Source organism: Halosolutus sp. YCN4 (assembly GCF_059736495.1).
On record NZ_JCASSM010000004.1, the window covers coordinates 1 to 12,920 of the forward strand.

Consider the following 12,920-nt stretch of genomic DNA (forward strand, 5'->3'; position numbering starts at 1 on the left):
TTTTCCAAGAAGTAAAACGGCGAACCTATCAATTTGGAAATTGTTTTAGAAACGCCGATCCAGAAACGGCCGAAACGTGGCTGCAGAGCTTCGCGTATTGCTGGAACAGGCTAATCTGAACAATGCCCCGGCGACGTCGCGTTCGTCGGGGGCCGATCGTGTGTCGACTCGGCCGGCAACGGTGGCGATCGATGGGGCCGCCCGAGCGCAGAGCGTGGCGCGACGCTCGTCCCGCCACTGACACTACCCGGAACACCTTTCCCGCTGACGGGAATTCGTGCAGGTATGATCGACGAGACGGTCGAGGAGATCCAGGACATGCAGACCCACAGCTCCTCGGTAGTGGCGGTCAACGCGGCGCGAGCCCTCGAGGAACTGACCGACCGCGAGTTCGCCACCGTCGAGGAGTTCGAGCGCGCGCTCGAGCGCAACGGCACGGTGCTCCGGCGGGCCAACCCCTCCCACGCCTCGCTACAGAACGCCGTCAGGGCGGTCGTCGACGGCGTCACCGACGCGGGGGCAGCCAGCGTCGAGGAGGCCAAACGACTCACGAGCGAGACGATCGACGAGGTCGTCGACACCGTCGAGTCGGCCAAGCGCCGGGCGGCCGAAAACGCCGTCACCCATCTCGAGGACGGGGCGACACTCCTGACCCACGATTACTCCTCGACGGTACTCGAGGCGCTCGAACAGGCCGTCGACGCCGGCAAATCGTTCGAGGTCTACATCACCGAGGCTCGGCCTCGCTACATCGGACGCAAGACCGCCCGATCGCTCGCCGACCTGGAGGGCGTCGAGGCGACGCTGATCACCGACAGCGCGAACGGACTCTACCTCGCGAAGTGCGATCGGGTCGTCGTCGGCATGGACTGTATCGTCGACGACACCCTCTACAACCGCGTCGGGACGTTTCCGATCGCGGCCACCGCGGCCCAACTGGACGTCCCCGTTACCGTCCTCGGCGCGGCCTCGAAGCTCGTCACCGAGGGGTTCGTCTTCGAGAACGAGTTCCGGCCCGGCAGCGAGGTCATGCCGGAACCCGCCGAGGGGTTCGCCGTCGAGAACCCCGCCTACGACGCCACGCCGGTCTCGCTCCTCGAGAGCGTCATCACGGACGAGGGCCGCCAGGAGTTCTGAGATCGCGTTCGGACGCGGCGGTCGGATTCGATCGAGGTCGGTGACGGGCGGTCGAGCAGATACACGGCCTCCTGACAGTCATCCGTCGGGTGAGGACAGCCTATCCCACGGTCCGTCGTAGAGGGGGTATGCGCCTGGTACAGGTGTTCGTGCCGCGCGGCGATCTGGAACGGGTCCTCGAGACGGCGACGGCGATGGGCCTCGACTACGCCGTCTCCGAGCAGACGAGTCGCGGGGAGTTCGAGGCGCTCGTCTCGATCCCGGTCCCGCCGGCCGCCGTCGAGCCGTTTCTCGCGGAGCTTCGAGCCGCCGGACTCGACGAGGCCTCCTACACCGTCGTCACGGCGGCGGAAACGATCGTGTCGGACCGAACGGACGACCTGACCGGCGAGTTCGCCGGCACCAGGATCTCCCGGGAGGAACTCCAGGCGCGGGCGGCGGATCTCGCGCCCGCGGCGTCGACGTACTTCACTTTGCTCGTCGTGAGTACGATCATCGCGACGGCGGGACTGTTGCTCGACTCCGCGGCGACGATCATCGGTGCGATGGTCGTCGCCCCGCTGATGGGGCCGGCCCTCGCCGCGAGCGTCGGTGTGGTCGTCGACGACGACGACCTCGCGACGCGGGGCGTCCTCTTGCAGGTGGTCGGACTCGCGGTCGCCGTCGCGACGGCGGCGATCGTCGGCTGGCTCCTCAGGGGGACGGTGTTGCTCCCGCCGGGGTTCGACATCACGACAGTCCCCCAGATCGAGGAACGGACCACGCCGAACGTCCTCGCACTGTTTCTCGCTCTCGGGTCGGGCGTCGCGGGCGTCATCAGTCTCGTTCGCAACGTCGGGTCGGTGCTCGTCGGCGTCGCCATCGCCGTCGCGCTCGTGCCGCCCGCCGCCACCGTCGGACTCGGGATCGCCTGGAGCCACCCGACCGTCGTCCTCACCGCCGGCACGCTCGTCCTGATCAACCTGCTCTCGATCAACCTCACCGCGCTGATCCTGCTGTGGCTCTCGGGCTATCGGCCGCACCGCTCGGAGCGCATCGAGCACGTCTACGGTCGGCTGCGATCGCGGGTCGTCGTGCTTCTCGTCGCGATTGCGGTGCTATCGGTCGTGCTCGGCGGAGTCACCTACGGGACCTACCGGACGGCCGCGGTCGAACACGATATCCAGACCGAACTCGAGACGATGAACGACGAGGCCGCCTTCGCGGACCTGCAGTTCCGGGAGACCGGCGTCGAGTACGAACTCGTGGACGTCTACACCGGCGACGAGCCGTCTGTGGCCCTGGTCGTCGAACGGCCGCCAGGCGAACGAGAACCCGACGACTTCGCCGATCGGGTGCGCGAGCGACTGGAATCGGCGACCGGCGTCGACCTCGACGTCGTCGTCGAACTGGTCGACACGCAACGAAGCGGGTGAGCACCGGTCGGCCGGTCACTCCCGTTCGCCGAACGATCGCGGCGCCCCCGCCACGGGGCTGGCCCACTCGACGGCGTTGTCGAGGACCCGCTGGATCGCCTCGTTCTCGTAGATCGGGTACGTCTCGTGGCCCGGGCGGAAGTAGAAGATTCGGCCCGATCCGCGCCGGTAGCAACAGCCGCTCCGGAACACCTCGCCGCCCTCGAACCAGCTCGTAAAGACCAGTCGATCGGGTTCGGGGACGTCGAACGGTTCGCCGTACATCTCGGTTTCGGGGAGTTCGATCGACTCGTCGAGCCCGTCGGCGATCGGGTGGCCGGGATCGACGACCCACAGCCGTTCCGTGCCGCCGTCCTCGCGCCACTGGAGGCTACAGGTGGTCCCCATGAGCCGCTTGAAGAGCTTCGCGTAGTGGCCCGAGTGGAGGACGACCAGTCCCATTCCCGCGAGAACACGGTCGTGGACGCGATCGACGATTTCGTCGCTGACCTCGTCGTGGGCCGTGTGGCCCCACCAGCAGAGGACGTCGGTTTCCGCGAGGACGTCCTCGGTGAGCCCGTGTTCCGGTTCGTCGAGCGTCGCCGTCCGGACCTCGTGGCCCCGATCGGCGAGCGCGTCGCCGATCGTCCCGTGAATCCCGTCGGGATAGACGGCTGCGGCGTCCTCGTCCTCGCGTTCGTGTCGGAACTCGTTCCAGATCGTGACTGCGACCATCGCCGCAACGTCTGCGGCCGAGACGCTTCAGTCGGCCGGTTGCGCGCCGCGACGAGCAGGATGAAATGAACGATTGCGATATTTCTGCCGCCACTGGACAAAGAAATACTATCATTCCCCCTGAATGATAATGGGACTGCACAGATTAATCGGTCACAACCCTTATTTCGATCGCCGGCTGTCTACCTGTATGGACTTCTGGGATCGCACGCAAACGACACCGAAACGGCTCGTTTCTCACCGCTCAGGCGCAGGTCGTCTCTCTCAATCGGGTGTTTCGCGATGATCGGTTCGGGCATCGGTGTCGGTATCGTCGGACTGGGTGGAATGGGGCACCTCCACGCACGGAGCGTCGGGGATCTCGGCGCGGACGTCGTCGCTGGTGCCGACCTCGTCGCCGAACAGCGCGATCGCTTCGCCGACGAGTTCGGTGCGAAAACCTACGAGACCCACGAGAATCTCGTCGTCGACGACGCCGTCGACGCGGTCATCGTCACCACGCCCAACCGGTTCCACGAACCGATCGCGGTCGACGCCCTCGAGGCGGGCCGACACGTGCTCGTCGAGAAACCGCTCGCGCACAACCTGGAGAGCGCGGAACGGATCGCCGCGACGGCGGCCCGGTCCGACGCCGTCTGCATGGTCGGGTTCCACAACCGCCACGCCGCGTCGATGGCGATGTTCGAGGAACAGGACGCGCGCGGACGATTCGGCGACCTGACCCACGTCGAGGCGAACTACGTGCGACGGCGCGGTGTTCCGGGCCCGGGGTCGTGGTTCACGGACCCCGACCTCGCCGGCGGCGGTGCCCTGCTGGACATCGGCGTCCACGCGCTCGACCTCGCGCTCTACGCGCTCGATTTCCCCGAGATCACCGAGGTCTCGGGCGTCGCCCGGACGACCTTCGGAACCCGCGAGGAGTACGCCGATCCCGACGGCTTCGGCGACAACTGGGACGCCGAGGCCGAAACCTACGAGGTCGACGACTCCGTCAGCGCCTTCATCCGGACCGCGGCCGGCCAGACCATCTCGCTGGAGGCCGCGTGGGCGACCAACCGCGAGGAGAGCATGGACTTCCGGATCCGGGGCACCGAGGGCGGCGCGCAGTTCGACATCGGCGACACGGACATGCGGATTCTCGAGGCCGGGACCACCGGCTGTGACCACTACGCCGACGTCTCGCTCACCGGCGATCCCTCCCTGACCGGCTACACCCAGCAGGACGAGGAGTTCCTTCGAGCGATCGCGACGGGTGCGACACCCGAGACCAACACGATCGAGGAAGCCCTCACCGTCCAGCGCGTGATCGACGCGATCTACCGATCGAGCGAGACCGGTCGTGCGACGCAACTGGCGGAGCCCGAACCCGAACACGAAGTCGAACGGCGAACCCGGATCAACTGACGCGGCGCCGCGACGATCCAGAACTGATAGCGATCGATTGTCTGTAAATTACGCGGGAGTCCGACCGGCAAGTCTCGACGATCCCAATGGGTGTGACGTTCGATACGGTTGCAGTACTCCTCGCCGATTGAAGATCGAAAAAGGTGGGAGAACTATCGAGCGCGCGTCGGCCGCGTCAGATCACGTCGTCGAAGTCGTGGTGGCCGTGGATGTCGACGCCCTCGTCGGTAATCTCACAGAGGAAGACCCCGTTCCCGGACCCGGTGTCGCGCTCGGCGGCGGACTTGATGCCGCGGGCGGCGACCGTTTTGGCTTCCTCGTTGGACATGTCCTCCTCGTAGGCCTGTTCGAGGTGGCCGTAGGCGAGTTGCATGCCCGACCCGGTGACGGTGTAGTCGTCCTCCATGACGCCGCCGGCGGGGTCGATGCTGTAGACGTGGCTCCCTTCCTCGTCGACGCCGCCGAGGATCGGGTGGATGGCGAAGAACGGGCCGCCGCGGGCGAAGTTGCCGGCCAGGGTCGCGAGCGCGTCCATGCTCATGTCCTCGCCGCGTCGGGACTCGTAGAGGTTGACCTCGGCGCGGAGACTGGAGATGAACGACTGGGCGCCGCCGACGCTGCCGACCATCGTCAGGGCGGCCGTCGGGTGGATCTGTTCGACCTTCTGGACGTTCTTGTTCGAGACGAACCGGCCGCCGAGGCTGGCGCGCATGTCCGTCGCGATGACGACACCGTCGGCCGTCGTGATGCCGATCGTCGTCGTGCCGGTCTTGTTGACGTTGTCGAGGTCGGCACGCGAGAGGTCGTTCCGGGGCATCGAGCCGATTTCGGGCTCGTAGGGGTTCGGATCGTCGGCCAACTGGTCGACCGTCCGGGAGAAGTCCGAATGCTGTGGATGACGCATTGACGGAACTGTACGGCCGGCACAATATAAAACCCCGGCGGTCACCGCCGGGGTTTCCGCTTTCGCCCGAATCCGATCGCGTCGCCACTCGAGCGGGAAAACGCGGTGGCGGACCCGACGTGGGTCGCCGTGACTGTCGCTGGACGGTACGGAATCGGCAGAACGAGCGGGTGGTTCTAGTCCATCTAGGGCTGGGCGGCCTCGTGGGCGGCTCCGACCGACTCGATGAGTCGGTGGATCGGCAGTGTGAACCCGACCTGGCGGGTGGCGATCGCGAGTGGCAGTGCGACGATGCCGATCGCAATGCACAGTTGGTACAGTGCGAACAGGGTCGCGCGGTGCACGCGGGATTTCATCAGCGTTCAGCCGTGGCTCAGACGAGGGTCGTATATAAACCTTCTTGAATTACGAGATATATAATGATCGTTAGCACGGTATTGGGTCGTCGCCTGCTTGCGATTCAACCGCAGTTGCGAAACGGACAACCGAAGTGGTCTCGAGACGGGAATTCCGTTATCCTGGCCCGAATCGACTCGCTGTTGTCTCGTAACTTATGGACATTATTCGATTCACGTGCGCGGTCCGGCCGCGTTCGACCGTCGGGAGCCATGCGCCCTCGGCCGGAACCGCAAAGCAGGAAACCCTTCGGCCCAACCACGACGTATGGGCAACTATCTCGTCGCGATGGAAGCGGCATGGCTGGTCCGTGACGTCGAGGAGATCGACGACGCGATCGGCGTCGCCGTCAGCGAGGCCGGGAAACGACTCAACAGCGAAGACATGGACTACGTGGAGGTCGAGGTCGGTGCGACGGGCTGTCCGGCCTGTGGCGAACCCTTCGACTCCGCCTTTATCGCCGCCGACACCGCGCTCGTCGGACTGGGCCTCGAGATGGAGGTGTTCAACGCCGACAGCGAGGAACACGCCTCCCGGATCGCAAAGAGCGAAGTCGGCGGCGCGCTGCGGGACGTCCCGCTGTCGGTCGTCGAGGTCATCGAGTCTCCCGACGACGAGTAACGGCACGGACGGCACGCACCCAAACAACTTTCTATAACCCGTGGTTATTGTGGGATATGGAACTTCCCACGCCTGCGGACCTCCGCCAGCGCCGGACCGAACTCGGGTTGACCCAGAGCGAACTCGCCGACACGGCCGACGTCTCACAGCCGCTGATCGCCCGCATCGAGGGCGGCGACGTGGATCCGCGGCTCTCGACGCTCCGCCGGATCGTCAACGCCCTGGAGAAGGCCGAAAGCGACGTCATTCGCGCCGACGACCTGATGAACGAGGACGTCGTGAGCGTCGCTCCGGACGATCCGGTCAGCGAGGCCGCCCGGAAGATGGAGGCGGAAGCCTACTCCCAGCTCGCGGTCATCCAGGACGGGATCCCCGTCGGCTCGATCAGCCAGAGCGACCTCGTCCACCTCGACTCCGAGGCCCGGGACGAACCCGTCGACCAACACATGAGCGAGAGCTTCCCGACGGTCTCGAAGGACGCGACGCTCGACGAGATCAGCAACCTCCTCGAACACTACAAGGCCGTCATGATCACCGAGGCCGGCGAGACGGTCGGGATCATTACCGAGGCCGACATCGCGGCTCGACTCTCGTAGGTCGTCCCCGACTCCCGTCGTCGTCCCGAACGCGCGTCGATCGCGATCGACACGTCTCGGCCCCGATCAGCCGTCGCGATCGGGCCGTGGCGCGTTCTCGTACCGGACCATCTTCTCGGGTTTGTCGGAAATCGTCTCGTAGATGCGCTGGAGGGTCTCTTCGGCGGCGAGCAGGCTGTGGCGCTCGAGGAACTCGCGACCCTCGTCGGTCAGGCCGTAAAATTTCCAGGGATAGCCCTGTTGGCGTTCGTCGTCGGGGAGGGCGACCTCCTCGACGATGCCGGCGTCGATGAGTTTCTGGACGTGCTTGTAGACCGTCGCGTCGCTCACGCTCGGATTGAGTCGCTCCAGTTCGTACATCGACGGCAGTTGGTCGGGATGCTGGAGGATGTTGGTGACGAGCGCGAACCGCGTCTCCTGGGTCACGAAGTGTAGCAGTTCGCGGTTTGCCGCCCCCTCGCCGGTCCCCACGTCGGTACTCATACGACCCCGTACGAAGTCCACTACCAAGTAGTTTACCCCAGAGTAAATTACTCTAGATGAATTTACCCCGGAGTAAATCACTCCAGGGTAATTCACCTCAGGGTAAAACATCCGCGAGTACCCCACCGCGATCGACGATCGGATCGAACCGCTCGCCGGATCCGCTCGGTATCGGAAATCGGAATCGACACGGTAACGTTGTTTTACGGGTGGCGAGAATGTCCCCCTATGCCACCTGACGAGGAGCCGGTCCCCGACGAGATCCTCACCAGCGCCAGCGATCGACTCGGGGAGGACGAACTCTCGCTCGCGGACAACGAGGCGATCCTGCACTCGCTTTCCGAACTGACCCCCGTCTTCGAGCACGATCGAACGTACTTCGTGCTCGGGAACTACGATCGCGAACCGATCCGGCGACTGAATCTCGTCGTCGATCGGCTGAACCGCCGCCCGGACGCCTATGCGTTCATGATGTCGGACGTTCGTGGGGGGTGGGACAACGGGATCCAGAAGTTCTGCCTGATCGCCGACCTCGTCACGAACATCGTCGGCGTCGCCGAGAAGGAACCCAGCGGGTTCCTCGTCGAACAGGGGATGCTCGTGGGGACGGAGGAGTACTTCGGGAAGAGCTACGTCCTCAAGCGGACGTATCCCGACGCCGACGAAGAATACCCGTACGGCTGGATGGAAGACGCCGTCTTCGACCTGCTCGCGGAACGCGGCCGACTCCACGAGTGGCGGACCGAGGAGGACCTGGTCGGAGTCGTCGAAAAGATCCCGTGACGGGCGGCCGTTCGTCCCGGTCGACGGGTATGGTGCCGAAATCTCGCAACAGGGGCAACGCATACGTCGTTCCGGCGAGTGGAATCCATCCATGGCCGACCCGTCGTTCACCGTCCAGCACCTCGATCGGGATCCCGTCGCGTCGCGACCGACGGAGTTCGTCGAACGGAAGGGGTTGGGCCACCCCGATTCGATCTGCGACGGGATCGCCGAAGCGATCTCGCGACGCCTCTCACGCTACTACGTAGACGAGTTCGGCCGGGTGCTCCATCACAACACCGACAGCGTCCAGCTCGTCGCCGGAACGACGGAGCCGGCGTTCGGCGGCGGCGAAATCGTCGACCCGATCTACGTCCTCCTGAGCGGCCGCGCGACCCGAACCGTCGACGGTCACCGCGTTCCGGTCGACGAACTCGCGGTCGAGGCCGCACGGGCGTACGTCGACGAGCACTTCGAGGACCTGCCCGCCGACGCGATCGAATTCGACCCGCGGCTCGGCGAGGCGTCCGCGGACCTGAAAACCCTGTTCGAGGGCCCGAAACGCCCGGGAGCGAACGATACCAGCATCGGGGTCGGCTACGCGCCCCCGTCCGAAACGGACCGCATCGTCCGCGGACTCGAGGCGGAACTTCGCGAACGGATTCCGGCGATCGGCGACGATATCAAGCTGCTGGCCTGGCGTACCGACGACGAACTCCGGCTTACCGTCGCTGCCGCCGTCGTCTCCCGGTACGTCTCGAGCGTCGAGGACTACGTCGACGTGACGGCGCAGGTGGGGGCGTTGGCCACCCGCTACGCGAGCGATCGGACGGAAAGGGACGTCGAGGTCGCCGTCAACGCCGCCGACGACGTCGACAGCGGGAGCATCTACCTCACCGAAACGGGACTCTCCGCGGAGATGGGCGACGACGGGAACGTCGGCCGGGGAAACCGGGCCAACGGACTCATCACGCCCCATCGTCCGATGAGCCTTGAGGCGACGGCGGGGAAGAACCCGGTCAGCCACGTCGGCAAACTGTACAACGTCGTCGCGACCAGGGCCGCAGAACGGATCCATCGGGACCTCGACGCCGAGTACGCCGGGGTGAAACTCCTGTCGCGGATCGGCGCGCCGGTAACGGAACCCGTGGCCGTCGACGTCGAGACCACGGCGGCCGACGACGACGCGATTCGGCGCGTCGTCACCGCCGAACTCGAGTCGATCGACTCGCTCTCCAGCGACCTCGTGGCCGGCGACGTGCGACTGTTCTAGCGCTGCTCGACCTCGCGCGGGGCCGGTCACTCGCGCCGCCTGGCGTCCCGTCCGAGGTGCCGTTCGACGGTGGTGACCTTCTCGCTGGCGCGCTGGCTGACCGCTCGTTTGTCGTCGGCTTCCAGAATCGTTCCCACCGGATTGATCCCGTCGGCGACGTCGAACGCTTCGAGCGCGTCGATCGCCTTCGCGATCTCTTCCGCCACGCTACCGTCCCGAACGGGGACGACGTTCGGTTCGCCGATCGCAGTCACGGGGCTCGCACGTCGCGATCGAGCATAAGATCGTGCCGCTATCGGGTCGCTTCGATGCCGACGAACGACCCGTCGCCGTACCCCTCCTCGATCGGTTCGAGACCGTCGACGTCTCCGGGCCAGTCGTAGATCGTCTGGACGAACTCGAAGTCGGTGAAGCCGGCCGCCTCGAGGGCGTCGACGAGTTCCTCGGTCGAGACGAACACCGCGTCCCGGTAGAACGGGTTCTCGGCTTTCTTCTCCTGGTATATCTCGCCGACGGGACTGTTCTTGTCGATGTAGCCGATCACGAGCCGACCGGACGGGTCGAGGATCCGATCGGCCTCGGACAGCGTTCGCGGAACGTCGTCGACGAAGCAGATCGTCGTCACGATCAGCGCGGTGTCGAACGCGTCGTCCGCGAACGGCAGGTGTTCGGCGACGCCCCGGACGACGTCGATCCCCCGCTCGCGGGCGTACGCGAGCATCGCCTCGGCCGGATCGATCCCGACGTCCAGTCCGAGTGGTGCGGCGAACCGCGCGCTCCCAACGCCGATCTCGATTCCGTAGCCGGTCGACGGCACCAGGCGTTCCAGCGCCGCCAGTTCGGACCGGTAGGCGTCCTCGTGCGCCTCGAACCAGCCCTCGTATCGATCGGTGTGTTCCTCGAACGGCGCTACCTTGGACATGCTCGATCGTACGAGGCGGAGCCATACGAACGTTCGGTGCGAGTTCGATCAGTTGACGCCGCGCGAGAAGAGTTTGACGCCCAGCATCAACAGGACGCCGAACAGGAAGACGACGAAATAGCCGAGCGCCCGTCCGAGGGACTCCTCGCTTTTGATCTCGGGGATCAGGTCCGAACTGGCGATGTACACGAAGTTGCCGGCCGCGAACGGGAGGAGGAAGACCGGCGTTCCCTCGACGAGGCCGGAGAGGTAGTACCCCGTGGCCCCGCCGAGGATGACGGTCGTCTGGGTCAGATAATTGAGGACGAGGGCATGGGTTCGCTCGAAGCCGCCGTAGACGAGGACGCCGAAGTCGCCAATCTCTTGGGGAATCTCGTGGAGTGCGATGGCAGCGGCGGTCACGAGGCCGACGTCGACACCCAGCACGAACGCGCCGGCGACGACCAGGCCGTCGATGAAGTTGTGGATCGTATCGGAGAGCAAGACGAGGTACGTCACCGGTTCGTGCTCGTGGGTCGCCCCGTGGTGGTGGTGCCAGTGGATGAACTGTTCGAGGACGTAAAAGAGCGAGAAGCCGGCGATGAGGGCGAGAAACAGCGGAAGCGTGTCCGTCTGCCCGTACTCTTCGATCGCGCGCGGGAGCAGGTGCAGGAACGCGCCGCCGATCAGTCCGCCGGCGGCGAGCGCGACGAGGGCCAGCAGGATCCGGTCCAGCAGTTCGTCGCTGAAAAACAGCGCCAGGATCCCGAGCCACGCGAGGAGGCTGATCAGGAACGTCGTACCGAGGATCCAGCCGAGCGGTCCCATGTGTTCTAAGTGGAGTACGCGACGGACCCGGCGGCGTCACCGGGATCGCTTCGAAGGGGCTCCATACAATGAGGCCACGCCGGCGGCGATGATAAAGCCCGTCTCGGAACGACGTGGCACTCCCGCGATCGAGAGTGTAACGCGCGCCGAAACGGGAGGGCGGTCCGCGGATCGCGTCGTACGGACTACTGTAAGCCAGTTCCGGTGCAACCGCGACCGCTACGGGGTTGCGCCGGGACATCGGTACAGCAGACGCTTCAGTCGTGGCCCGACACCGGCACCGGTTCGTAGGGCTCTTCCAGGTACGCGATGTCGGACGCCGACAGCGAGATCTCGAGCGCCTCGACGGCCTGTTCCAGGTGTTCGACGCTCGAGGTCCCGACGATCGGCGCGTCGACCCAGTCCTTGTGGAGGAGCCAGGCGAGCGCGATCTGGGCCATCGTCGCGCCCTTGTCGGCCGCGAGTTCCGCGACGCGCTCGTTGATCTCCCGGCCGCCGCCCTCGCGGTAAGGGTGCTCGTACATGCGTTCTTCCGTCTCGCCGCGGGTGGTCGCGTCGATCTCCTCGTGCGGGCGCGTGAGATACCCACGGGCCAGCGGCGACCACGGGAGGACCCCGACCCCTTCCGTCTCACAGAGCGGCAGCATCTCGCGCTCTTCCTCCCGGTAGACGAGGTTGTAGTGGTTCTGCATCGTGACGAACCGATCGAGGCCCAGCCGATCGCTCGTGTAGAGCGAGTCGGCGAACTGGTGAGCCCACATCGAGGACGCGCCGAGATAGCGGACGTGCCCGCGGCGAACGGCGTCGTCGAGCGCGCGCAGGGTCGTCTCGATCGGCGTGTCGGGGTCCCAGCGGTGGATCTGGTAGAGGTCGATCGTGTCCTTCCCCAGCCGGTCGCGGCTGGCCGCCAGTTCCTGCTCGATCGCCTTCCGGGAGAGGCCCCCCGAGTTCGGGTCGTCCTCGCGCATCTGGAAGTACCCCTTCGTGGCGACGACCGACTCCTCGCGGTGGCCCTCCAGCGCCTCGCCGAGGATGCGCTCCGATTCCCCCTTCGAGTACATGTTGGCGGTGTCAAAGAAGTTGATCCCGAGGTCGATCGCCCGATCGATGATTCGCTTGCTCTCCTCGTCGTCGAGGACCCACTCGCGCCAGTCGCTCGACCCGAAACTCATACAGCCGAGACAGAGGCGGCTGACCTCCATGCCGGTGTCACCCAGCGTCGTGTACTCCATGCGAGCGCGTACACGCGACACGGCCAAAACTGTACGTGGTCCGGCGATCCAACCGCGCCCCGTCCCGCCAATTTTGAGTAGGACGAATCTGTATTTCGTCCTGACGTATGACTGACGAACGTAACCACCGAGACGCGACTCGCAACGACGACAGCGGCATCGTCTCGCGAATCAAGCGCGTGTTCAGCCGGGATTGAACGCGCCCGTCATCGGCCGTTTTCCGTCAGCCAGCGTTTTTCGGCGTCCGCGACGAC

General features: G+C 65.6%; 15 protein-coding genes. 7 read left to right on the forward strand and 8 right to left on the reverse strand.

Features of this window, described 5'->3' with window-relative positions; all coding sequences use genetic code 11:
- Positions 1-285 precede the first annotated feature (285 nt).
- Positions 286-1,137: an eIF2B alpha/beta/delta subunit family protein gene (locus tag AC6I6X_RS14740; RefSeq protein ID WP_497931305.1), complete on the forward strand. Its 852-nt coding sequence runs from the start codon at positions 286-288 to the stop codon at positions 1,135-1,137.
- Between the two features lie 128 nt (positions 1,138-1,265).
- The gene (locus tag AC6I6X_RS14745; RefSeq protein ID WP_497931306.1) at positions 1,266-2,552 is read left to right on the forward strand and encodes a TIGR00341 family protein; all 1,287 of its coding nucleotides are present in this window, start codon (positions 1,266-1,268) and stop codon (positions 2,550-2,552) included.
- A 15-nt stretch (positions 2,553-2,567) separates the two neighbouring features.
- Here the strand turns inward: AC6I6X_RS14745 and AC6I6X_RS14750 are convergent, their stop codons facing one another.
- The gene (locus tag AC6I6X_RS14750) at positions 2,568-3,266 is read right to left on the reverse strand and encodes a ThuA domain-containing protein (protein WP_497931307.1); all 699 of its coding nucleotides are present in this window, start codon (positions 3,264-3,266) and stop codon (positions 2,568-2,570) included.
- 282 nt (positions 3,267-3,548) lie between these two features.
- On the opposite strand from AC6I6X_RS14750, the gene AC6I6X_RS14755 reads away from it, so the two are divergent.
- A complete protein-coding gene (locus tag AC6I6X_RS14755; protein WP_497931308.1) occupies positions 3,549-4,670 on the forward strand; it encodes a Gfo/Idh/MocA family protein in 1,122 nt (373 codons plus the stop codon).
- A gap of 175 nt (positions 4,671-4,845) precedes the next feature.
- Here AC6I6X_RS14755 and psmB read toward each other — a convergent pair whose 3' ends face one another.
- Complete coding sequence (psmB, locus tag AC6I6X_RS14760) at positions 4,846-5,574, reverse strand: archaeal proteasome endopeptidase complex subunit beta (protein ID WP_497931309.1); 729 nt, start codon at positions 5,572-5,574, stop codon at positions 4,846-4,848.
- Positions 5,575-5,759: 185 nt separating this feature from the next.
- Complete coding sequence (locus AC6I6X_RS14765) at positions 5,760-5,930, reverse strand: hypothetical protein (RefSeq protein ID WP_497931310.1); 171 nt, start codon at positions 5,928-5,930, stop codon at positions 5,760-5,762.
- A gap of 307 nt (positions 5,931-6,237) precedes the next feature.
- Between AC6I6X_RS14765 and AC6I6X_RS14770 the strand changes: the two genes are divergently transcribed.
- On the forward strand, positions 6,238-6,591 hold the full coding sequence (locus AC6I6X_RS14770; protein ID WP_497931311.1) for a DUF555 domain-containing protein: 354 nt from the start codon (positions 6,238-6,240) through the stop codon (positions 6,589-6,591).
- 56 nt (positions 6,592-6,647) lie between these two features.
- The gene (locus AC6I6X_RS14775) at positions 6,648-7,187 is read left to right on the forward strand and encodes a CBS domain-containing protein (RefSeq protein WP_497931312.1); all 540 of its coding nucleotides are present in this window, start codon (positions 6,648-6,650) and stop codon (positions 7,185-7,187) included.
- A gap of 66 nt (positions 7,188-7,253) precedes the next feature.
- Here the strand turns inward: AC6I6X_RS14775 and AC6I6X_RS14780 are convergent, their stop codons facing one another.
- Entirely contained in the window at positions 7,254-7,670 is a 417-nt protein-coding gene (locus tag AC6I6X_RS14780; RefSeq protein ID WP_497931313.1) for a PadR family transcriptional regulator, read from the reverse strand.
- A 228-nt stretch (positions 7,671-7,898) separates the two neighbouring features.
- Between AC6I6X_RS14780 and AC6I6X_RS14785 the strand changes: the two genes are divergently transcribed.
- Together AC6I6X_RS14785 and AC6I6X_RS14790 are read left to right on the forward strand one after the other, a co-directional pair.
- A complete protein-coding gene (locus tag AC6I6X_RS14785; protein ID WP_497931314.1) occupies positions 7,899-8,453 on the forward strand; it encodes a DUF8170 family protein in 555 nt (184 codons plus the stop codon).
- 91 nt (positions 8,454-8,544) lie between these two features.
- Positions 8,545-9,705, forward strand: a complete 1,161-nt coding sequence (locus tag AC6I6X_RS14790) for a methionine adenosyltransferase (protein WP_497931315.1) — start codon at positions 8,545-8,547, stop codon at positions 9,703-9,705.
- A gap of 26 nt (positions 9,706-9,731) precedes the next feature.
- Here AC6I6X_RS14790 and AC6I6X_RS14795 read toward each other — a convergent pair whose 3' ends face one another.
- The 4 genes from AC6I6X_RS14795 to AC6I6X_RS14810 all read right to left on the reverse strand — a co-directional run bounded on the left by AC6I6X_RS14795 (position 9,732) and on the right by AC6I6X_RS14810 (position 12,666).
- A complete protein-coding gene (locus AC6I6X_RS14795; protein ID WP_497931316.1) occupies positions 9,732-9,959 on the reverse strand; it encodes a thiamine-binding protein in 228 nt (75 codons plus the stop codon).
- Positions 9,960-9,997: 38 nt separating this feature from the next.
- A complete protein-coding gene (locus tag AC6I6X_RS14800) occupies positions 9,998-10,627 on the reverse strand; it encodes a class I SAM-dependent methyltransferase (protein ID WP_497931317.1) in 630 nt (209 codons plus the stop codon).
- 48 nt (positions 10,628-10,675) lie between these two features.
- On the reverse strand, positions 10,676-11,434 hold the full coding sequence (locus tag AC6I6X_RS14805; RefSeq protein ID WP_497931318.1) for a ZIP family metal transporter: 759 nt from the start codon (positions 11,432-11,434) through the stop codon (positions 10,676-10,678).
- Between the two features lie 257 nt (positions 11,435-11,691).
- On the reverse strand, positions 11,692-12,666 hold the full coding sequence (locus AC6I6X_RS14810; RefSeq protein WP_497931319.1) for an aldo/keto reductase: 975 nt from the start codon (positions 12,664-12,666) through the stop codon (positions 11,692-11,694).
- Between the last annotated feature and the right edge of the window lie 254 nt (positions 12,667-12,920).

Coding starts and splice junctions, on each gene's coding strand:
- AC6I6X_RS14740 (WP_497931305.1), top strand. CDS start 286: ATGATCGACGAGACGGTCGAGGAGATCCAGGACATGCAGACCCACAGC.
- AC6I6X_RS14745 (WP_497931306.1), top strand. CDS start 1,266: ATGCGCCTGGTACAGGTGTTCGTGCCGCGCGGCGATCTGGAACGGGTC.
- AC6I6X_RS14750 (WP_497931307.1), bottom strand. CDS start 3,266: ATGGTCGCAGTCACGATCTGGAACGAGTTCCGACACGAACGCGAGGAC.
- AC6I6X_RS14755 (WP_497931308.1), top strand. CDS start 3,549: ATGATCGGTTCGGGCATCGGTGTCGGTATCGTCGGACTGGGTGGAATG.
- psmB (WP_497931309.1), bottom strand. CDS start 5,574: ATGCGTCATCCACAGCATTCGGACTTCTCCCGGACGGTCGACCAGTTG.
- AC6I6X_RS14765 (WP_497931310.1), bottom strand. CDS start 5,930: ATGAAATCCCGCGTGCACCGCGCGACCCTGTTCGCACTGTACCAACTG.
- AC6I6X_RS14770 (WP_497931311.1), top strand. CDS start 6,238: ATGGGCAACTATCTCGTCGCGATGGAAGCGGCATGGCTGGTCCGTGAC.
- AC6I6X_RS14775 (WP_497931312.1), top strand. CDS start 6,648: ATGGAACTTCCCACGCCTGCGGACCTCCGCCAGCGCCGGACCGAACTC.
- AC6I6X_RS14780 (WP_497931313.1), bottom strand. CDS start 7,670: ATGAGTACCGACGTGGGGACCGGCGAGGGGGCGGCAAACCGCGAACTG.
- AC6I6X_RS14785 (WP_497931314.1), top strand. CDS start 7,899: ATGCCACCTGACGAGGAGCCGGTCCCCGACGAGATCCTCACCAGCGCC.
- AC6I6X_RS14790 (WP_497931315.1), top strand. CDS start 8,545: ATGGCCGACCCGTCGTTCACCGTCCAGCACCTCGATCGGGATCCCGTC.
- AC6I6X_RS14800 (WP_497931317.1), bottom strand. CDS start 10,627: ATGTCCAAGGTAGCGCCGTTCGAGGAACACACCGATCGATACGAGGGC.
- AC6I6X_RS14805 (WP_497931318.1), bottom strand. CDS start 11,434: ATGGGACCGCTCGGCTGGATCCTCGGTACGACGTTCCTGATCAGCCTC.
- AC6I6X_RS14810 (WP_497931319.1), bottom strand. CDS start 12,666: ATGGAGTACACGACGCTGGGTGACACCGGCATGGAGGTCAGCCGCCTC.